The following is a 21,087-nucleotide window of genomic DNA, read 5'->3' on the forward strand; positions in this document are numbered from 1 at the left end:
TCATCTTATACATGATTTATTCGAATTTCACTCATCTAAACAACTCATTTAGACCACCCTTAGCAGAGATGCTGCCGATCGTAGGGCACTAGGCCAGATGACGGAACAAACTCTCGAAAGGGAATGATCTATGAACACTCTCATGAAATTCGCCACTGTATCTGCACTGGCACTCATGGTTGCCGCACCTGCAATGGCGCAAAACCGCATCACAGGCGTTGAAGCGCTGAATGATCAGATTGACGACATCACAGATGACGTAAACACAGACATCGCACGCGGCAATGACGCCGACCGCTTTGGCCCCAATGGTGTGGCACAAGGCTGGCGCGGGTCTTTCGCTCTGACGGCTTCTGGCACATCCGGCAATACTGACACCGGCGAAGTCTCTGGCGCGGGCCGTTTGACATATGGCGTAGGGGACTGGAACCACCTGTTTGGCTTTGCTGCTGAATATGGCGAATCCAATGGCACCAAAAGCGAAGAAAAATTCTTTGCGACCTATGAAGGTAGCCGCTACTTCACACCAAGCCTCTATGCTTTTGGCGTGGCGCGTTTCGAATATGACGGCTATCTGACAGACGCTGCTGGCGTTGGGTATGACGGTTCGACAACTGACGCGTTCTTGGGCTTTGGTCCCGGTTACCGTGTGTTGAACAACCCGAACCAAACATGGCGCGTTCAAGCAGGCCCCGGTGTGCGTTACTTCAAAGACGTGACCGGCACATCTGAAACCGAAGTCGGCTTCATCGCCACATCGCGTTACTTCCACGGCATCAACGACACTGTATCCTTCACAATGGACACTGATGTTTTGGGGTCGGACATCAACACAATCGTATCTAACGATGCAGGCGTGAACTTTAAAATGTCCAACAACCTGTCCACACGTGTGAGCTATCGCACCGAGTATAACTCTGACCCAGCAGCGGGCCTGAAATCCACAGACAACACCCTTGGTGTGTCACTGGTTCTCGGCTTCTAAGAGTTAAGAGATAGTAACGAGTACTCCTCCTCGGCATCCTGTTGCCCAGCAATGCCAAGGGGGAGAGTTAACGAGTTTTTTAACTGGTTACTTAGGGAGGACGGGGAATTACATCCTCCCTACTTGGTTATTTGACAAAAGCTCGGCTAACCGCCGAGCTTTTCGTCTACTTCAGCGGCAAGAGATTCGGCGCGTGCTGCGATCTCTGCCAAAGTGTCCGTCACCGATTGCGGCACAACGGGCACTTCAATCCGCTCAGGCTCAACAACAACATTGCGTAGCCCTTCAAGCTCGGCTTCACGCTCGGCCAACTCTGCCCGCACTTCCGCGATCTTGTCTTCGACGCTTGCGGTTTTATCGGCCAGCATCAAACCCGCCATCAGCAGCATCCGTGCCTCTGGCATACGCCCGACAGCATCTGCCAAAACCTGCGCTTCGTCGTCCAGCATTTTGGCTGCGGAATGCAGATAGCTTTCCTCGCCCTCCTGACAGGCCACGTCAAAATAACGTCCGCCAATAGCAATCTTGATCTCTGGCATTACACGTCCTCCTGTTGGCTCTGGGCAGTTGATCCGGCATCCACAAGCGGTTGCAGGCTGGCTAGAATAGCAGATGCTTCTGCCACATCGGCAGCTCGGGACGCACGAAGGCCTTCCAGCTCTGCCAGCAGCGCTTTGTTGATCAAATCCGCGTCACCTACGCCTTCGGCATTTGCATCGCGTAAGGCAGCACAGGCGTTGGCCAACTCTGCATTCGCGCGGCGCACACGTTGCAGCTCGATGTCCAGTTGGCCCATACGGGCCTCCCTTTCGTCCAGTTGTGCACGCAAAGCGGCATTCTCTGCTTCGGATTTGGTCCGCAAGCTGCGCACACGTTCTTGAAGCTGCGCATTGGCAGTCCGTTCTTCTTCCAGAAGGCGTGTGGTTTCCTCATCGGGGCCTGCGGGTGCCGCAGTACCCAATTTTGCCAAACCAAACGCGACTTGATCCATTGCAGCGGTGATGCGCCGCTGAAGTTCTTCGATATCGCTCATATGCCTCTCTCACTCACTGTCTTGCACACCGATCTTTACAACACGCGAATCGGTTCATGCCAGATATTCCTGCAATCCTACCTAAAGCAGCAGTAAAATACTGCCCCCCTTTGAGAACAGCAACTTGCCGTTGAAACTTCACCCAAACCATCGTGCCGCCCGCATCTGCCGTGCTTGATCTTTCGCCCTACCCTGATATTGACCCTTGCAAACGCATTTCACCTTGCACAGGAGCCCTGCCGCGTGGATCTTAAAGCCCTTCAAACAGCCAACCCCGATCACTGGTCCAAAGCCACCGCAATTCGTGCGCTGACACTGGATGCCGTTGCCCAAGCAAACTCTGGCCACTCTGGCATGCCCATCGGCATGGCGGATGTTGCCACAGTGCTATTTCAGAACCACCTGAAATTTGATGCGGCCACACCGACATGGCCTGACCGTGACCGCTTTATCCTGTCTGCAGGCCACGGATCGATGTTGATCTACTCCCTGCTGCACCTTGTCGGCGACGCCCAATTCCCGATCGAGCAAATCCGCAACTTCCGCCAAATGGGCGCACGCACAGCGGGCCACCCCGAGAACTTCCTTGCGGATGCGATTGAAACCACCACGGGCCCGCTGGGTCAGGGTATTGCCAATTCGGTTGGCTTTGCCATGGCCGAGGAAATCCAGCGCGCCACTTATGGCTCCAAGATTGTGGATCACCATACATATGTCATCGCGGGCGATGGTTGCCTGATGGAAGGTGTTAGCCAAGAGGCAATCACCCTTGCGGGCCGTCACAAGCTGAGCAAGCTGATTGTCATGTGGGACAATAACAATATCACCATCGACGGTCCTGTGACCCTCTCCGATACATCCGACCAAGTTGCGCGTTTCCGTGCTGCGGGATGGGATGTTCAGGAAATCGACGGCCACAACCCCGATCAGATCGACGCCGCGCTGACCGCTGCCAAGAAAACCGACACGCCCAGCATGATTGCCTGCAAAACGCATATCGCTTTGGGCCACGCGGCGCAGGATACCTCAAAGGGCCACGGCGCGTTGACCGATCCCGCCCAGATGGTTGCTGCGAAAGAAGCATGGGGCTGGACAGCAGCACCTTTCGACATCCCTGCCGATATCAAATCCGCATGGGAAGCCATCGGCAGCCGTGGGTCCGAAGCTCGCGCAGATTGGCAAGAGCGTTTTGCCAAAATCGCTGGCAACAAACGCGAAACGTTCAACCGTGCCTTGGCGCTGGAAGCCCCCAAGAAACTGAGCGCGACCATCAAAGCGTTCAAAAAGCAGATCACCGAAACAGCGCCCAAGCTGGCCACCCGTGCCGCCTCGGAAAAAGTGTTGGAAGTGATCAACCCGATCATGCCCGAAACTGTGGGCGGCTCGGCTGACCTTACAGGCTCCAACAACACCAAGACTGCTGATCTGGGTGTGTTCGATCTGGACAACCGTGGCGGGCGTTATGTCTATTGGGGCATCCGCGAGCACGGTATGGCCTCTGCTATGAACGGTATGGCGCTGCACGGCGGTGTACGCCCCTATTCTGGTACGTTCATGTGTTTCACCGATTACGCGCGCCCTGCAATGCGCCTGTCGGCGTTGATGCAGGTGCCTGTTGTCTATGTCATGACTCATGACAGCATCGGTCTGGGCGAAGATGGCCCAACCCACCAACCCGTTGAGCATCTGGCAATCAGCCGCGCCACGCCCAACACGCTGGTGTTCCGCCCTGCGGATACAATTGAGACCGCCGAAGCCTGGGAAGTGGCCCTGACCCAGACAGGCACACCTTCTGTTCTGTCTTTGACACGCCAAGGACTGCCGACTGTGCGCCTTGAGCATAAGAACAACAACCTGACCTCCATGGGCGCCTATACGCTGGCGGATTCCGAGGGCAAACGTCAGGTCATCCTGATCGCCACTGGTTCTGAAGTGTCCATCGCTATGGAAGCCCGCGAACTGCTGCATGCCCAAGGCATCGGCACACGTGTGGTGTCCATGCCGTGTATGGAGCTGTTCGCACAGCAAGACGAATCATACCGCAAGCGGGTTCTGCCCGGTGGTGCGGTACGTGTTGGTGTTGAAGCTGGCGTACGTCAGGGTTGGGACCAATGGCTGCTGGGTGAGCGCGGCAAATGGGGCAAAGCAGATTTTGTCGGCATGGACCGTTTTGGCGCCTCTGCCCCGGCAGAAGAGCTGTTTGAAAAGTTCGGAATTACGGCAGCCAATGTTGCCGAAAAGGCAAAAGCCCTACTGTAATAAGCACATTAAATCCAAATCGGAAACGATTGACGATATCGGCGGGACCTTTTCCAAGGTTCCGCCGTTTTCGTTTCCAAATAAAAAACAGTCTGATCCTGTAAAACACTTAATTCGTACCAGTTCCGCCACATTTCGGGCCATCTTCGGCCATACCACCCTCCTAGAAACAAGCTTGTCTTGATCGGGATTAATTCATTCTTAACGATTAAGGCACAGAATTAGACAATGAACCTAAACGAGCGATGGAGTTACAATATGGCCTACTTGATGACAGCAATTATGACAGGCGGCGTTGCCGCAATTCTCTCTCTTTTTGCTGGTGAATCATTTGGCCAGATCGCTCTGAACTACGTTCTCTACGGACATTTGGGCATGGCTGCCCTCGCCGTTGCAACCATGACCGCCAAGATGGTTGATCGCAAAAGCTAATCCACACATAAAAACAGGCACCCTGATCGCTCGGGTGCCTGTTTTACGTTTTCTTTTTACTTCTTTTCCTACATTACTTGGAAAAAACCTTGCGCCACAATGGCGTAACCAGCTTTTCCCCCAGTGGGATCAGCAACAGGCCAAGAGCCACTCCCAGCACCCCGTCTATCGCCGCTTTTGCCAACCAAGCTGAAAATCCTGCCATCGCCTCGGGTACTTTCACAGCAACAGCAGCAGCAACATCATTGATGATATGCGCAGGTGTGGCGAAACCGATCACTTCAAGCCCATGCACGATAATTGACCCGCCGACCCATAGCATCGCGGCTGTGCCAACTACCGTCAGCAAGCGCAAAAATCCTGGCATGGCTTTGACCAAACCACGCCCGAAGGCACGGGTGCCAGACAGACGTCCGCGATTTGCCATGGCAAGTCCCAGATCATCCATTTTTACAATCAGTGCAACTGACCCGTAAACTGCGATTGTGATGATTACGGCCACGGCTGCCAACGTGGCGGCCTCCATCCAAAAACTGGAATCGGGAATCGCGGCAAGCGAGATCGTCATGATCTCGGCAGACAGGATAAAGTCGGTTTTAATCGCGCCTTTGGCCTTTTCTTCTTCCAGTTTGGCGGGATCGGAAATTGTTTCTTCTTTGCCCGGATGATCTTCGTGGCCTTTGCTCCACCCCAGCACATGCGCGATTTTCTCTGCGCCCTCAAAACACAGATAAGCGCCGCCCAGCATCAACAGCGGCGCGATGGCCCAAGGCGCAAAAGCAGACAACGCCAGCCCCGCAGGCAGCAAAAACAGCAGCTTGTTGCGCAATGATCCTTTGGTGATCCGCCAGATGATCGGCAATTCACGCGAGGCCTCAAAACCCTGCACATATTTGGGCGTTACAGCAGCATCATCAATCACCGCCCCCGCCGCTTTGGCCGAGGCTTTCGTCGCCTGCCCAATGACGTCATCAATCGAGGAGGCCGCCACTTTTGCAATGGCAGCCACATCATCCAGCAAGGCAATCAATCCGCTCATTCATTCGCTCCGTATTTCTTTGAGTGCTAAGCTAGTGCAGTGTGCGGGGATTGCCAATGTGACCCAGTAGTCAAATGTTACCGCTATCCTAAACATTTAACGCTAACATGAAAGCTTTCCGCAGCATTGCCCCTAGCCCCAAGGGGTAGCAGGCGTCTATAGCAGGCTCAAACTATGAGCCATAGGAGCCTCCTCATGACCATCAAAGTCGGCATCAACGGATTTGGCCGCATCGGCCGTTGCACCCTTTCACACATCGCACAATCTGCACGCGAAGATATTCAGGTGATCAAGCTGAACGCCACCGGCCCGATTGAGACCGCAGCGCATATGCTGAAATACGATTCTGTGCACGGGCGTTTCCCGAACACCATCACTCTTGATGACGGCTATATGAACCTTGGCCAGAACGACATCGAAGTGATGTCCACCTACAACCTAGAAGAACTGGACTGGTCCGGTTGTGACGTTGTGTTGGAATGTACTGGCCAGTTTAACGATGGCAACAAAGCCCGTACCCACATCGAACAAGGCGCAAAGAAAGTGCTTCTGTCGGCACCGGGTAAAAACGTGGATCGCACGATTGTCTTTGGTGTGAATGACCATGAGATGCTGGCGTCAGACACGATGATCTCTAACGGTTCCTGTACCACCAACTGCCTTGCCCCGCTGGCGAAGGTGATGAATGATGCGGTAGGCATTGAAAGTGGCCTGATGACCACCATTCACAGCTATACAGGCGACCAACCAACGCTGGACCGCCGCCACAAAGACCTTTACCGCGCACGCGCTGCCGCCATGGCAATCATCCCGACCTCAACAGGTGCGGCAAAAGCCTTGGGTGAAGTATTGCCCGAGCTGAAAGGCAAGCTGGATGGCACCGCCATGCGCGTCCCAACACCAAACGTCAGCGCCGTTGACCTGACCTTTACCGCCTCACGCGATGTGACCGTTGAAGAGATCAATCTGGCTGCCAAAACCGCTTCCGAAGGCCATATGAAACGCGTAATGGCCTATGACCCCGAGAAGAAGGTCTCCATCGACTTTAGCCATACTGAACACAGCTGCATCTTTGCCCCTGACCAGACAATTGTTGTCGCGGGTCGCACAGTGCGTGTTCTGGCGTGGTACGACAACGAATGGGCCTTCTCTGTGCGCATGGCAGATGTTGCTGCTGCGATGGGCAAACTGGTCTAAGCCTTGCTTGAATCCCTTGCCTGCTCTAAAAGGGGCAGGCAATTCGCAAAGGACAGACCCGTCATGACAAACCGTATCGCCTTTGTGCTGGGCCTCCTGATCATCGCTGTCATCGCTGTCGATTTTATCTATTACGGCAATGAACATGGTATTTTCCTTGCCAAGAAAATGAACGAACTGATCGAATGGCTGGCCTTCTGGCGCTAAGCCTCAACGCTCCCCCATCATTCTTTCCACCCGCCTGCCGCGCTTCGGCTTGCACAATCCCCTGCACGCTCCTAGGTTTGATCAAATAGGTCCGCATGGGGTTTGAAATGACCATCAAAATTGGAATTAACGGTTTCGGTCGCATTGGCCGTAACATATTGCGCGCCGTTATCGAGAGCGGCCGTGACGATATCGAAGTGGTTGCCATTAACGATCTGGCCCCTTTGGAAACCAATGCGCATTTGTTCGAATTCGACAGTGTACACGGGCGCTATGGCCGTGAGGTCACGTGGGGAGACGGGATGATGGATGTGGGCCATGGCCCCATTCGCGTGACGTCCGAACGCACAGCAGAGACGCTGCCATGGGCGGATGTAGATATTGCACTGGAATGCACAGGGATATTCCGCAGCCGCGAGGATGCAGCCCGCCACCTCAAAAACGGCTCGAGCAAAGTGTTGATCTCGGCTCCGGGCAAAGGCGACATGAAAACCATCGTTTACGGCGTGAACGATGGCATCCTGACCGCAGATGATGTGATCGTCTCAAATGCCTCCTGCACGACAAATTGCCTCGCCCCGCTGACCCATGCGTTGCACAGTGCCTTTGGCATTAAACGTGGCCATATGACCACCGTGCACAGCTATACGGGCGGCCAACCCGTACACGACACAGCGCACAGCGATCTTCACCGTGCGCGGGCTGCGGCCCTGTCGATGATCCCCACAACCACAGGCGCAGCTGCGGCGCTTGACCTTGTGATGCCCGAAATTTCAGGGCGCATTTCAGGCACAGCGATCCGTGTGCCCACGCCAAACGTCTCCTGTGTTGATCTGGTGGTCGAACTGGACCGTGACACAACTATTGACGGTATCAACGCTGCCTTAACAGAGGCCACCAAAACCATGCATGGCGTCATGGGGGTGACTGCACGCCAGCTTGTCTCGATTGATTTTAACCACGATGCGCGCAGCACTATTGTGGCACTGGATCAAACAGATCTGCAGCAAGGGAATCTGGCCCGCGTTTTGGCATGGTATGACAACGAATGGGGATTTTCCAACCGGATGCTCGACACAGCAGCCCTATTGGCGCGCCTCTAGCTCCAAGCCAGACAGCAGAAAGGGTGCAGGGTTAAATCCCCTGCACCGCAAGTTTACTTCTTTGGGAACCGCGACAAAAGCTCCGCGTTGACACGCGGGGTCACGAATTTGCTGACGTCACCGCCCAGTCGGGCAATCTCTTTGACCAGTTTGCTGGCAATCGCCTGACGCGATGCTTCTGCCATGAGAAACACGGTTTCGATTTCTTTATTGAGCTGACGGTTCATGCCAACCATTTGATATTCATACTCAAAATCGGCCACAGCGCGCAAACCACGGATGATGAGAGTTGCATCAACTTCCTCGGCGCAATGGATCAACAGGTTTTCAAACGGGTGAACAACAATTTCGATACCCGTCTCTTGTGCAAGCGCCGCACATTCCGCTTCGATCAGCGCCACCCGCTCTTCCAACCGGAACAACGGCCCTTTATCACGGTTGATAGCAACCCCGATCACCAGTTTATCCACCAGCGAAGCTGCACGACGAATAATATCAATATGTCCCAAAGTAATGGGGTCGAATGTGCCGGGGTATAGGCCAACGCGCATGGGCGGCGCTCCTTGGATCAGACTTTAAGTTAATGCCAAGCAAACATGCATAGCGCGTATTTGCAAGATGCATAGCTCGTATTTACGTGAGAGGTTAATGACCGCGGATCATGCCTTCCAGCGCATCTTTATGCATAGCAAGCTCCAGCAGCCGCGCCTTAACAACGTCGCCCAGAGAAATCAAACCAACCAAAACGCCCTCTTCGACCACGGGCATGTGACGGAACCGGCCTTCGGTCATCAGCTTTAGAACGGCATCAGCGCGCACGTCGCGGGTGCAGATCACCAGTTCTGTGGTCATGATGTCGCTCACCGGTGCAGTCAGGCAGTCGGCCCCTGCTTCGCCCAGTTGCCGAACGATGTCACGCTCAGACAAAATGCCATCTGCTGTTTTACCATCACGCGACACAATCAATGTACCGATCCGTTTTTGCGATAGCAGCTGTGCGGCTTGCGCGATCGTAATGGACGGCAAAATCGTTTCCACACTGTCATCCGCTTTGGAATGCAAAATATGAGACACCAACATTGATCATCCTCCCATGCTCGGTTGTTGCAGTATTCATATCGTTACGGCGCAACCCGCATCTGTCAAGTGTGCTGATTTCACGTAACTAATTCCTCCAACCGTGCAACCTCTGCCTTCAACCCTGCGGACAAAAGCCCCGCAAACCGCGCCAGACGCGCATTCCGCGCGTCATCCGCATGGCGAATAAGGTAGAAGGCCCGCGTCAGGCTAACCTCATTTATAAGAACGCGCCGCAACCCGGGGGCAAAAGGCAAACTAAAGTCATGCACAACCCCCACGCCAGCCCCCTGGCGCAGCATGTTCACTTGGACCGAGACGGAATTTGACGCCAAGGCAACGCGCCCTGCCCCCAGATCAGCCAGATAATCCAGCTCTCGGTCAAAGATCATATCTGAAATATACCCCACCATGCGGTGCTCTTTGAGGTCCGCCAAGCCACAGATTTCGCGCTGCTGAGCGAGATAGGTTTCCGAGGCCGCGAGGTGTAATTGATATTCGGTCACTTGCCGTACAACCAACCGCCCCGCTGTCGGGGCACTCACACCGATGGCCATATCCGCTTCGCGCCGTGTCAGGTTGACGACACGGGGCAAGGCCACAATCTGGATGTCCAACCCCGGATTTTCACGGCTGATCGCAGTGCAAACCTGAGGCAATAGAAAATTCGCACATCCGTCTGGCGCGCCCAAACGGATTTGGCCGCTCAATGTCTCGCTCTGCACCAGATCACCCACAGCCGCGCCACGCATTGCCTGCTCTACTGCGCCTGCACGCTCTAGCAATTGCTCACCCGCTTGGGTCAAGGCGTAACCTTGCGGCGACTTCATAAAAAGCACAACCTGCATCGCCTTTTCCAGCCGTGCCATACGCCGCCCAAGGGTCGCAGGATCAAGCCGTAAAATCTTGCCCGCCGCCGAGAGGCTCTGCTCACGTGCGACAGCCAGAAACAAACGCATGTCATCCCAGTTTTGCATGCTTGCGCTACTCCTTTATTATTGCTGAACCTGCAACCAGCCTTACCGCCGACATATACCGACAAAAACGCAAAGCAATTTTGGCATCTTGCCCCTACCACATACGTTTTTGCAATACTACAGTACGTCCAACGCAACAGGAGAATCCCATGAAAGAGCTTACCCACTACATCAATGGCGAACACGTCAAAGGCACGTCGGGCCGTTTTGCAGACGTGATGAACCCTGCCACAGGCGAAGTTCAGGCGAAATGCCCGCTGGCCACCAAAGAAGAGATGGACAAAGCCGTTGCTTTCGCCGCAGCAGCACAGCCAAAATGGGCCGCGACCAACCCACAACGCCGCGCACGTGTGCTGATGAAGCTGGTTGACCTGATCAACCGCGACATGGACAAACTGGCCGAAGCGCTGAGCAGCGAGCATGGCAAAACCCTGCCCGATGCGGCGGGTGACGTTCAGCGTGGCCTTGAAGTCGTTGAATACTGCATCGGCGCGCCACAGCTGCTGAAAGGTGAATTCACCGACAGCGCAGGCCCCGGCATTGATATGTATTCCATGCGTCAGGCGCTGGGTGTTTGCGCGGGTATCACGCCGTTCAACTTCCCTGCGATGATCCCGATGTGGATGTTCGCCCCTGCCATCGCTTGCGGCAACGCCTTCATCCTGAAACCATCCGAGCGCGCACCTTCTGTGCCCTTCATGCTGGCCGAACTGGCCGCTGAAGCGGGCCTGCCCAAAGGCATCTTGCAAGTTGTGAACGGCGATAAAGAAGCCGTTGACGCGATTTTGTATGACGACACAATCCAATCCGTTGGTTTTGTCGGTTCCACACCGATCGCCGAATACATCTATGGCACGGGCTGTGCACAGGGCAAACGCGTCCAGTGCTTTGGCGGCGCGAAAAACCACATGATCATCATGCCAGACGCCGATCTGGACCAAGCTGCCGATGCGCTGATCGGCGCGGGTTACGGCGCTGCGGGCGAACGCTGCATGGCGATTTCCGTGGCTGTACCTGTTGGCCAAGAAACCGCAGATCGTCTGATCGAGAAACTGATCCCACGCGTCGAAGCGTTGAAAGTTGGGCCTTATACTTCAGGCAAAGACGTGGATTATGGTCCGGTTGTGACTGCTGCTGCCAAAGCCAACATCGAGCGTCTGGTTCAAACCGGCATCGATCAAGGTGCGAAACTGGTTGTGGATGGCCGTGGCTTCAAGCTGCAAGGCTATGAAGAAGGTTTTTTTGTCGGTCCCCACCTCTTTGACCACGCGACCAAGGACATGGATATCTACAAGCAAGAAATCTTTGGCCCTGTCCTGACCTGTGTACGTGCTGAAACCTACGAAGAAGCCCTGAAACTGGCGATGGATCACGAATACGGCAACGGCACCGCGATCTATACCCGTGATGGCGATGCGGCGCGTGACTTTGCGAACCGTGTGAACGTAGGCATGGTTGGCATCAACGTGCCAATCCCTGTGCCACTGGCCTACCACACCTTTGGTGGCTGGAAGAAATCTGCCTTTGGTGACCTGAACCAGCACGGTCCAGATTCGTTCAAGTTCTACACACGCACCAAAACCGTGACATCGCGCTGGCCCTCGGGCATCAAAGAAGGCGGCGAATTCTCTATTCCGGTTATGGAATAAAGACCTACCGTTTGCCCCGATTTCTACCACAGTGCAGGGAGCGCCTGTGAGGCTGGAATTGGGGGTAAATTGAAAAACGGGACGGCGTAACATGCGCGCCGTCCCGACTGTTTCAGGGGTATGTATCTTTGACAAATTCCTGAAAGGTTTTTCATCTACCGTTGCGGTAGATACCTGTGGGAGGACGACATGGATTTTTCATTAACCGAAGAACAAACAGCAATTTTTGATATGGCTTATGCCTTTGGCCAAGAGCATATCGCGCCAAATGCGCAGGCTTGGGAGAAAGCCGAAACAATCCCCAAAGAGCTTTGGCCGCAAATCGGCGAGTTGGGCTTTGGCGGGCTTTATGTGTCCGAGGATGCAGGCGGATCTGGCCTGTCGCGGCTGGACGCGACATTGGTTTTCGAAGCCCTCTCCATGGCGTGCCCTTCCGTTGCAGCGTTTTTGTCCATTCACAACATGTGCGCCAAGATGTTGGACAGCTTTGCCTCAGATGAGTTGAAAGCCCGTATCATGGGCGACGTTTTGTCGATGAACACCGTGCTCAGCTATTGCCTGACCGAACCCGGTTCAGGATCGGATGCGGCAGCGTTGAAGACCCGCGCAGAGCGGACCAACGAAGGTTATTCGATCAACGGGACCAAAGCGTTCATATCGGGTGGCGGATATTCTGACGCCTACGTGTGCATGGTACGCACAGGCGATAGCGGCGCGGGTGGTGTATCGACCGTCTATGTCGAAGACGGCACTGCGGGTCTGAGTTTTGGCGGGCTAGAGGACAAAATGGGCTGGCGCAGCCAACCGACCTCCCAAGTACAGTTTGACGATTGCAACATTCCTGCCGGAAATCTGGTGGGAGATGAGGGTCAAGGTTTCAAATATGCGATGAAAGGCCTTGATGGCGGGCGTTTGAACATCTCGGCCTGTTCCTTGGGTGCCGCACAGTCGGCCTTGACCAAAACGCTGGAATATATGGGCGAACGCCAAGCCTTTGGACAGCCTATCGACCAGTTCCAAGGCTTACAATTCCGCCTTGCCGATATGGAAATCGAACTCTCCGCCGCACGTGTTTTCCTGCGTCAAGCCGCATGGAAGCTGGACACAGGCGCACCTGATGCAACCAAGTATTGCGCTATGGCCAAGAAGTTTGTGACCGAAGCAGGCAGCCGCGTGGTGGATCAATGTCTGCAATTGCACGGCGGCTATGGCTATCTGGCGGATTACGGGATTGAAAAGCTGGTGCGCGACCTGCGTGTGCATCAAATCCTTGAAGGCACCAATGAAATCATGCGCGTCATCGTGGCCCGCGACATGCTGAAAAACCGTTAAGGAACTAGATATGAGTGATATAGATATTCGCATCGTCGGACGTGCGGGGCGGATCACCCTCACCCGCCCCAAGGCACTGAATGCACTCACATATGACATGTGCATGGCTATGGAAGTCGCCTTGGATGCTTGGGCGAATGATGATCAAGTTGCCAACGTGGTGATTGACGCAGAAGGCGAACGCGCCTTTTGCTCAGGTGGCGACATTGCCGAACTCTATGCCACGGGCACAGCAGGTGATTACGCTTATGGGCGCAAATTTTGGTCCGATGAATATCGCCTGAACAGCAAAATCTATAATTACGCCAAACCTATCGTGTCCTTCCTGCAAGGGTTTACGATGGGCGGCGGTGTGGGTGTGGGCTGTCATGGGTCGCACCGCGTTGTGGGCGAAAGCAGCCAGATCGCCATGCCAGAAGTGGGCATTGGATTGGTCCCCGATGTGGGCGGCACGCTGATACTGGCTCTGGCCCCCGGACGGGTTGGCGAATATCTGGGTTTAACCGCCAGCAGGCTCAATGCAAGTGATGCAATTTATGCTGGTTTTGCAGACCATTACATACCACAACTCATGTGGGATAAGGTAATCCAAGAACTGGAAACCACGGGTGACGTCGCCTGCCTTGAAACCCACGCGCAGGCCGCACCCGATGGGGTACTGGAAGATCAGATTGAACAGATCAATGACTTGTTTGCAGGTGAAACATTGGCCGACATCCGGCAGGCGCTTGCCGCGGATGACAGCGCCTTCGCCGCCGCTGCGCGCAAGATGGTGGATCGCAACTCTCCTCTCGCGATGGCTGTGACGATGGAACTGATCCACCGTTTGCGCGGGACATCCCCCAGCATCGAAGCCGCGCTTGAGCTGGAGTATCGCTATACTGCCCGCTCGATGGAACATAGCGATTTTCTGGAAGGCATCCGCGCCGCGATTATCGACAAAGACCGTCAGCCCAAGTGGCGTCACGCACAAGAGGACGTCCCACAGGAGGTTGTCGCGCAGCTGCTGGCCCCTCTGGGCAAAGATACACTGAATTTACAAACGGGAGACTGACATGAGCAGCTTTAAAATCGGATTTATTGGCCTAGGCAACATGGGCGCGCCTATGGCGGCCAATTTGGCGGCCGCAGGGCATGATGTGGCGGGTTTTGACCCAGCGGGCACAACGGCCAAAGGTGTCACTGTAGCGGCCAGTGCAGAAGCCGCCTGCGCCGATGCGGATTTTGTGTTCACGATGCTGCCAAACGGTGCGATTTTGCGTAGCGTTGCCGCGCAGGCCCTTCCTGCGATGAAAAAAGGTGCCACATTGGTGGATTGCTCTACCGTAGATGTGGACAGCGCACGCGCAGTTGATGCCCAAGCGTCAGAATTGGGCATCGGATTTGTCGATGCTCCTGTTTCGGGCGGCATCGGCGGCGCGGCTGGCGGGACGTTGACCTTTATGGCTGGCGGTTCGGATGCAGCATTCGCAGCGACGCAGGGCTTGTTTGACATCATGGGTCAAAAAGCCGTGCATTGCGGCCAAGCAGGCGCAGGTCAAGCAGCCAAGATTTGCAACAACATGATTTTGGGTGTCACGATGATTGCCACCTGTGAAGCCTTTGCTTTGGCTGACAAATTGGGTCTGGACCGTCAAAAAATGTTTGATGTGGCCAGCACGTCTTCTGGGTCTAGCTGGTCGATGAACACCTACTGCCCAGCCCCCGGTGTTGGCCCCCAATCCCCTGCGGATAACGGGTATACACCCGGCTTTGCGGCTGAATTGATGCTCAAAGATCTGGGACTGAGCCAACAAGCGGCCGAAGCTGCGGATGCAGATACACCCATGGGCGCGCTCGCACGCAGCCTCTATACGCAATTCGTTGAAAATGAGGACGGCCGAGGCAAGGATTTCTCAGCCATGTTGCCACGGTTTGAGACACGCGGCCACAACAGCTAAACCAACACGCTCACAGGCCTGATTTCGGGCCTGTGAGCACCATCCTCACTGATTATTCGGCAGCTACAACGCGCTGGGTCAGCATCGGTTTGAGGTACTTCCCCGTATAGCTTTCAGGTACTTCGGCCACTTGCTCTGGCGTGCCTTTGGCAACCACTTGGCCACCGCCATCGCCGCCTTCGGGGCCGATATCAATGATGTAATCAGCGGTTTTCACCACATCTAGGTTATGTTCGATCACAATGACCGAATTCCCCTGATCGACCAATTCATGCAACACTTCCAACAGTTTGCGCACATCCTCAAAGTGCAAACCAGTGGTAGGTTCATCCAAGATATAGAGCGTGCGACCCGTTGAACGTTTGCTGAGCTCCTTGGACAGCTTGACGCGCTGCGCCTCACCGCCTGACAGGGTTGTCGCCTGTTGGCCCACTTTGATATAGCTGAGGCCCACACGCATCAGTGCATCCATTTTCTCACGGATCGACGGGACAGCGGTAAAGAAGGTCTGCGCGTCTTCCACGTTCATATCCAGCACGTCAGCGATGCTTTTGCCTTTGAATTTGATCTCTAGCGTTTCACGGTTATAGCGCGCGCCTTTGCAGGTTTCGCATTCTACATAGACATCCGGCAAGAAGTGCATTTCGATCTTGATCACACCGTCGCCTTGGCAGGCCTCACAACGTCCGCCTTTGACGTTAAAGCTGAAACGGCCCGGTTTATATCCGCGTGCCTTGGACTCGGGTAGCCCTGCAAACCAGTCACGGATCGGGGTGAAGGCCCCCGTGTAAGTCGCTGGATTTGAACGCGGAGTCCGCCCGATGGGGCGTTGATCAATGTCGATGACTTTGTCCAGATGCTCCAACCCTTTGATCGTCTCGCAGGGGGCTGGCGTCTGGCGTGCACCGTTCAGGTTCATAGAGGCGGTTTTGAACAATGTTTCGATTGTCAGCGTCGATTTACCCCCGCCAGAAACCCCCGTCACACAGACAAATTTACCCAGCGGAAAATCAACCGTGACGTTTTGCAGGTTGTTCCCTGTGGCCTTAACCACCTGAATTTTCTTTTTGTTTCCCTTGCGCCGTGTCGTTGGCACTTCGATCCGGCGGACGCCTGTCAGATATTGCCCCGTCAGCGAGTTCGGATCGGCGGCGACATGTTCGGGCGTGCCGTGGCTCACCACTTGTCCGCCATGCACACCTGCCCCAGGGCCAATATCAAAGACGTAATCCGCCTCACGGATTGCTTCTTCGTCGTGTTCTACCACAATCACAGTATTGCCCTGATCGCGCAGGTTTTTCAGCGTGAGCAGCAGGCGGTCGTTGTCACGTTGGTGCAGACCGATAGAGGGTTCATCCAACACATAAAGAACCCCCGTCAGGCCAGACCCGATTTGTGAGGCCAAGCGGATGCGCTGGCTCTCCCCACCACTTAATGTACCACTTGAACGTGCAAGCGTAAGATACTCTAATCCAACATTATTCAAGAAACCCAGTCGCTCACGAATTTCCTTCAAGATGGCTTTGGCGATCTCGTTATTCTGGGCCGTAAGAGCCTCGGGAACGGTGTTGCACCAGTCAAACGCATCACGGATCGACATCTGCACAACCTGACCTGCATGCATCAGATTATCGGGTTTACCGATCTTCACAGCCAGCGCTTCGGCGCGCAAACGGTAGCCTTCACAGGTGCCACAATGACGGTTGTTTTGATACCGCTCGAACTCTTCGCGCACCCAGTTGCTATCCGTCTCCCGGTAGCGGCGTTCCATGTTGGGGATGACCCCTTCAAACACGCGGCTCACCTCATAGACGCGGCCGCCCTCGTCATAGCGAAACTTGATCTCTTCCTTGCCAGACCCATACAGGAAAACCTTTTGGATTTTCGGATCAATATCTTTCCATTTTGCCGATTGGCTAAAGCCATAGTGTTTGGCAATCGCTTCAATCGTCTGCTTGAAGTACGGCGATTTCCCTTTACGCCATGGGGCCAATGCACCGTCATAAATCTTCAGGTTCTGGTCTGGCACCACAAGGCGTTCATCAAAGAACAGTTCTTTGCCCAAGCCGTCACAAGACGGGCACGCCCCAAAGGGCGCGTTGAAAGAGAACAGACGCGGCTCGATCTCGGGGATGGTGAAGCCACTGACAGGGCAGGCAAACTTCTCGGAGAAGGTGAAGCGCTCGGCCTCGCCTTCGCTGGGCGCAGTTTCCAGAATGGCGATGCCGTCGGCCAGATCAAGCGCGGTGCGCAAGCTATCTGCCAGCCGCGTCTCCAGCCCTTCGCGCACAACGATACGGTCAACAACAACATCAATGTCATGGCGGAATTTCTTGTCCAATGTCGGCGGTTCGTCCAGCTCATAGAACTCGCCGTTGACCTTGACGCGCTGAAACCCCGATTTGCGCAACTCAAGGAACTCTTTGCGGTACTCGCCTTTGCGGTCACGGATGATCGGGGCCAGCAGATAGGCGCGTGTGCCCTCCTCCATCGTCATGATCCGGTCGACCATATCCTGCACTTGCTGCGCCTCAATCGGCTTGCCTGTGGCGGGGCTATAGGGGGTGCCGACGCGTGCAAAGAGCAGACGCATGTAGTCGTAAATCTCGGTCACGGTGCCGACAGTTGAGCGTGGGTTTTTCGAAGTGGTTTTCTGCTCGATACTGATCGCAGGGCTAAGGCCCGAGATGTGATCCACGTCAGGTTTTTGCATCATATCAAGGAATTGCCGCGCATAGGCGCTCAGGCTTTCGACGTAGCGCCGCTGCCCTTCGGCATAAATCGTGTCAAAGGCAAGACTGGATTTACCAGAGCCTGACAGCCCCGTAATGACCACCAGTTGATCACGCGGAATGTCGACATCGATGTTCTTTAGGTTGTGTTCACGCGCACCGCGCACTTCGATATTCTTCAGCTCAGCCATTTGGACACCCCTTACTTCCCTATGGGATATAGGTGGGGTCGTGGGATTCTCCAATGGTAAATTGTGAACAAAGGGTAAACATCATGATTTTCGACGCAGCCCTGCCAAGGCAACGTGCAAGATCATCGCCAGCAAGAAGGCCATGCCCGCCAGTACCGGCAGGCTGACATAGCCCCATCCCGCCAAAGCCATGGCCATAACGGGTGTGCCCAGCGTATTACCAAGATTTCCCATCTGCGCCATCGCACCATTTGCTTGGGCTTGCGCCTGCGGTGTGGCGTTCAACTGTGGCACTGCAGCAAAGCTGGCCCCTTGGATCAAGCCCACGGCCACCGCCAACCCCATACAGGCCAGCGCTCCGGCAGGTGTCACCCAAAGCCAGAGCATCGAGAGCGCGGCAAGGCCAAACCCCATGATCACCACCTGAACTGCGGGAATACGGCGCAACATGGCAACGCCGATCGTCATCGAAACCGCAATACTGACCAGCGGCATTGTCCCCATGACCAAACTGCGGATCGAGGGATCAAGGTAAGGCGGCAAAACCGTCAGGGTCGCCACATAGCAAAAGGTATAGAACAGCCACCCTATGGCGGGCGCGTTGATATAAGGAGAGCGGTAAATGGCGATATGTGTGGCCAGCACCGTGCGTAACGAAAATTCAGGCACCACGCCTTCATCTGGCAGACTGCGCAAGCGCGGGCTGAGGTAGAGCGCAAACCCTGCCATATAGACCGCATGCAGCCCAAAAAGCGCAGGAATGCCAACGTTTATCGCTAAAGGCCGTCCGCCCCACGCCATCACAGCAAAGGCAACGCCAAAGAAGGTCCCCCATAGGGTCAGCGCAAGCCCGCGCTGCCGATCTGTCGCGATCTGGGCAATCAGGGTCGGTGCAGCCACAACAATGGCCAAATGGGATATCCCCTCAATCAGGCGCAAGGCCAGCATCGCAGGCAGCGGCGGCAGCAAAGCTTGGCCCAGTGACACAGCAGCGCCGAGCCAAAGCGCACCCAAAAGAGCGCGGCGATAGCGAATGCGCGCCACCAGCATCGCCGCAACCACGCCCAGCACAATCCCGATGCCCCCGACCATAGAAACCATCCAACCCAAGCCCGCACCGCCATCAGGATATGCGCTGCCCAGCAGGTCGTAGATCACAGATATTTTGGCATATTGCATGGCCGCGCCCAGCCCTGCGCCCCACAGCGCCAGTATCAGCGGCCATGAACCGATCATAACGATAACACTGGCATCAGCTGCGCTCGGCCATGGCCCATGCGCAGATCGGCATCATCGGATCATCTTCAATGTCATCTGTTGCTTCGTCATACTCGGGCGGCCAAACATCTTCGAGGTTGCGTTGGGCCACATGGCGGTTGCCCCATTGGAATGACTGGATAAGGTGTTCCTCAAACCCGCATTCAATCAGAAAGTTCTTGAGCCCCCGTGCAGACCAGCGCGAGTTATCCATCGGCGCGGCATGAAACGGCACATAGAATGGCACAGCCACCCAGAATTTACCGCCCTTTTTCAACATCTGGCGCACATGTTTGGTGGCAACATATGGGCGGTCCAGATGTTCCCACACTTGATTGGCCAAGATCAGATCAAATTTACGCATCTTGCCTGTGGCAGGGTCCAGATAAGGGCCTGCGCAAATGTCATATTCGGGATAACGGAACTGCTCATAGCTTTTGAAATCAAACTGCGTGCCATAATGGCCCGATATCTCGGCCACCTTCAGGTTTTGCGGTTTGAGTTCTTGGATCATCCGGCGTGAAGCCGGCCCCATGACGACGCGATTTAAACTTACCATGACATAACTATGTCAGGGGCGATTGCGCGGGTCTAGGGCAAAGCACCCGCTAAGGAATATACGTCCCGTGCTGTGAAAAGGTGAAAAGTTTGAAACTTCCGCACCGGATCAATCGTGAGTGCTGCATAGGTCGAAATAAACCTGCCCCTAGTTTTACAAAGGACGCCCAAATGCTCAAGCTACTCTCAACCACAACCTTGCTCGCGCTTTCCACATCTGCTGTTTTTGCGGAGGGCCAGCCCACGATGAGCGGCTATGGCCTGACCACTGACGGCGCATCTCTGGTGGTGTTTTCCGACATTTCCGCCCCTTCTGAGGCCACCAAAATCGAGCTGAACGGCGGTACATTGGATGCCATCGCCTACCGCCCAGTGACAGGCGAGCTGATCGGGTTTTCCAAAGCTGGCAACGTCTATGTCGTGGATACAACAACAGGGGCGTTGACAGATATCAAAGCAACCTTCGCACCTGAAGTCAGCATGGGCGATGATGCTGCCGTGGCGTTTGATTTCAACAACAAAATCGACGCTGTGCGTGCAGTGTCGTCCGATGGCGTGAATGTGGTATATTTCCCGACGGATTTCGGCGGTGACAAAGCCAATTCCGTCCTGCGCTTTACCGACCTGGCCTATGCCGAGGGCGATGCAAACCAAGGGGCAACACCGATGGTCTTTGCCAACGCCTATACCAACGCGGTGAACGGTGCCAAGCAAGACACAACTTTCCAATATGCTTTGGACAGCGGTTTGAATGCTCTGGTCAGCCTTGCCAACAACGAAGGCACGTTGACCACGGTTGCGCCGCTGACATTGGACGGTGCGCCCTTTGACGTAACTATGGCGGGCGGTTTTGACATTATCTCGCCTGCCGCAGGCGAAGATATGGCCGTCGCCCTTCTGGCGATAGAAGGTGGCGAGACATCCGGCCTATATCAAATCGATCTGAGCAGCGGTGCCCTGACCTTGATGGGCGATACAGGTATGGATAGTTTCAGCAGCTTTGCCGCAATGATGCACTAATTTAAAGGCCGTTCATACAGGCACATAACAAAGGGCGCAGAGGTAATCTGCGCCCTTTTATCTATGCCGCTAAAGTGGGGTTTCCCCCTGCCCTTTACG

The 21,087-nt window shown here is 55.0% G+C and carries 20 protein-coding genes; 11 read left to right on the forward strand and 9 right to left on the reverse strand.

Going from position 1 to position 21,087, the window contains the following annotated elements:
- Positions 1-130: 130 nt before the first annotated feature.
- On the forward strand, positions 131-985 hold the full coding sequence (locus GGR95_RS11235; RefSeq protein ID WP_184565857.1) for a DUF481 domain-containing protein: 855 nt from the start codon (positions 131-133) through the stop codon (positions 983-985).
- Positions 986-1,131: 146 nt separating this feature from the next.
- Here the strand turns inward: GGR95_RS11235 and GGR95_RS11240 are convergent, their stop codons facing one another.
- Positions 1,132-1,524 carry a cell division protein ZapA gene (locus tag GGR95_RS11240; protein ID WP_184565859.1) on the reverse strand — a complete coding sequence of 131 codons (393 nt, stop codon included), beginning with the start codon at positions 1,522-1,524 and terminating at the stop codon, positions 1,132-1,134.
- On the reverse strand, positions 1,524-2,018 hold the full coding sequence (locus GGR95_RS11245; RefSeq protein ID WP_184565861.1) for a hypothetical protein: 495 nt from the start codon (positions 2,016-2,018) through the stop codon (positions 1,524-1,526). Before GGR95_RS11245 ends, GGR95_RS11240 begins: the two co-directional genes overlap by 1 nt.
- A 243-nt stretch (positions 2,019-2,261) precedes the next feature.
- Here GGR95_RS11245 and tkt point away from each other — a divergent pair, with 243 nt between their 5' ends.
- Together tkt and GGR95_RS11255 are read left to right on the forward strand one after the other, a co-directional pair.
- Positions 2,262-4,277, forward strand: coding sequence for a transketolase (tkt, locus tag GGR95_RS11250; RefSeq protein ID WP_184565863.1), 2,016 nt, complete (start codon positions 2,262-2,264; stop codon positions 4,275-4,277).
- Between the two features lie 258 nt (positions 4,278-4,535).
- Positions 4,536-4,709: a hypothetical protein gene (locus GGR95_RS11255; RefSeq protein ID WP_184565865.1), complete on the forward strand. Its 174-nt coding sequence runs from the start codon at positions 4,536-4,538 to the stop codon at positions 4,707-4,709.
- A 73-nt stretch (positions 4,710-4,782) separates the two neighbouring features.
- On the opposite strand, the gene GGR95_RS11260 is transcribed toward GGR95_RS11255, so the two are convergent.
- Positions 4,783-5,748, reverse strand: coding sequence for a DUF808 domain-containing protein (locus tag GGR95_RS11260; protein WP_184565867.1), 966 nt, complete (start codon positions 5,746-5,748; stop codon positions 4,783-4,785).
- Between the two features lie 195 nt (positions 5,749-5,943).
- Between GGR95_RS11260 and gap (GGR95_RS11265) the strand changes: the two genes are divergently transcribed.
- From gap (GGR95_RS11265) to gap (GGR95_RS11275), 3 genes are all read left to right on the forward strand, one after another.
- Positions 5,944-6,945 carry a type I glyceraldehyde-3-phosphate dehydrogenase gene (gene gap, locus GGR95_RS11265; protein WP_184565869.1) on the forward strand — a complete coding sequence of 334 codons (1,002 nt, stop codon included), beginning with the start codon at positions 5,944-5,946 and terminating at the stop codon, positions 6,943-6,945.
- A gap of 63 nt (positions 6,946-7,008) precedes the next feature.
- On the forward strand, positions 7,009-7,152 hold the full coding sequence (locus GGR95_RS11270) for a hypothetical protein (protein ID WP_184565871.1): 144 nt from the start codon (positions 7,009-7,011) through the stop codon (positions 7,150-7,152).
- A gap of 107 nt (positions 7,153-7,259) precedes the next feature.
- Positions 7,260-8,255 (forward strand): type I glyceraldehyde-3-phosphate dehydrogenase, encoded by a 996-nt coding sequence (gene gap / locus GGR95_RS11275; RefSeq protein WP_184565873.1) that lies wholly within the window; start codon positions 7,260-7,262, stop codon positions 8,253-8,255.
- A gap of 53 nt (positions 8,256-8,308) precedes the next feature.
- On the opposite strand, the gene coaD is transcribed toward gap (GGR95_RS11275), so the two are convergent.
- The 3 genes from coaD to GGR95_RS11290 all read right to left on the reverse strand — a co-directional run bounded on the left by coaD (position 8,309) and on the right by GGR95_RS11290 (position 10,309).
- Positions 8,309-8,806 (reverse strand): pantetheine-phosphate adenylyltransferase, encoded by a 498-nt coding sequence (gene coaD, locus GGR95_RS11280; RefSeq protein WP_184565875.1) that lies wholly within the window; start codon positions 8,804-8,806, stop codon positions 8,309-8,311.
- Between the two features lie 94 nt (positions 8,807-8,900).
- On the reverse strand, positions 8,901-9,335 hold the full coding sequence (locus GGR95_RS11285; protein ID WP_184565878.1) for a CBS domain-containing protein: 435 nt from the start codon (positions 9,333-9,335) through the stop codon (positions 8,901-8,903).
- Between the two features lie 77 nt (positions 9,336-9,412).
- Positions 9,413-10,309, reverse strand: a complete 897-nt coding sequence (locus GGR95_RS11290; RefSeq protein WP_184565881.1) for a LysR family transcriptional regulator — start codon at positions 10,307-10,309, stop codon at positions 9,413-9,415.
- Between the two features lie 149 nt (positions 10,310-10,458).
- On the opposite strand from GGR95_RS11290, the gene GGR95_RS11295 reads away from it, so the two are divergent.
- The 4 genes from GGR95_RS11295 to mmsB all read left to right on the forward strand — a co-directional run bounded on the left by GGR95_RS11295 (position 10,459) and on the right by mmsB (position 15,230).
- A complete protein-coding gene (locus tag GGR95_RS11295; RefSeq protein WP_184565883.1) occupies positions 10,459-11,958 on the forward strand; it encodes a CoA-acylating methylmalonate-semialdehyde dehydrogenase in 1,500 nt (499 codons plus the stop codon).
- Between the two features lie 189 nt (positions 11,959-12,147).
- Positions 12,148-13,290, forward strand: coding sequence for an acyl-CoA dehydrogenase family protein (locus tag GGR95_RS11300; protein ID WP_184565885.1), 1,143 nt, complete (start codon positions 12,148-12,150; stop codon positions 13,288-13,290).
- A 10-nt stretch (positions 13,291-13,300) separates the two neighbouring features.
- On the forward strand, positions 13,301-14,344 hold the full coding sequence (locus GGR95_RS11305) for a 3-hydroxyisobutyryl-CoA hydrolase (RefSeq protein ID WP_184565887.1): 1,044 nt from the start codon (positions 13,301-13,303) through the stop codon (positions 14,342-14,344).
- 1 nt (position 14,345) lies between these two features.
- Positions 14,346-15,230, forward strand: a complete 885-nt coding sequence (gene mmsB / locus GGR95_RS11310; RefSeq protein WP_184565889.1) for a 3-hydroxyisobutyrate dehydrogenase — start codon at positions 14,346-14,348, stop codon at positions 15,228-15,230.
- A 52-nt stretch (positions 15,231-15,282) separates the two neighbouring features.
- Here the strand turns inward: mmsB and uvrA are convergent, their stop codons facing one another.
- The 3 genes from uvrA to GGR95_RS11325 form a co-directional block, all read right to left on the reverse strand.
- Entirely contained in the window at positions 15,283-18,153 is a 2,871-nt protein-coding gene (uvrA, locus tag GGR95_RS11315; protein WP_184565891.1) for an excinuclease ABC subunit UvrA, read from the reverse strand.
- Between the two features lie 81 nt (positions 18,154-18,234).
- Entirely contained in the window at positions 18,235-19,389 is a 1,155-nt protein-coding gene (locus GGR95_RS11320) for an MFS transporter (protein ID WP_221384862.1), read from the reverse strand.
- A 16-nt stretch (positions 19,390-19,405) separates the two neighbouring features.
- Positions 19,406-19,969: a methyltransferase domain-containing protein gene (locus tag GGR95_RS11325; RefSeq protein ID WP_184565893.1), complete on the reverse strand. Its 564-nt coding sequence runs from the start codon at positions 19,967-19,969 to the stop codon at positions 19,406-19,408.
- A 170-nt stretch (positions 19,970-20,139) separates the two neighbouring features.
- On the opposite strand from GGR95_RS11325, the gene GGR95_RS11330 reads away from it, so the two are divergent.
- Positions 20,140-20,988 (forward strand): DUF4394 domain-containing protein, encoded by an 849-nt coding sequence (locus GGR95_RS11330; protein WP_184565895.1) that lies wholly within the window; start codon positions 20,140-20,142, stop codon positions 20,986-20,988.
- Positions 20,989-21,087 lie beyond the last annotated feature (99 nt).

The sequence above is a fragment of the Sulfitobacter undariae genome (assembly GCF_014196805.1).
Taxonomy (GTDB): Bacteria; Pseudomonadota; Alphaproteobacteria; order Rhodobacterales; family Rhodobacteraceae; genus Sulfitobacter; species Sulfitobacter undariae.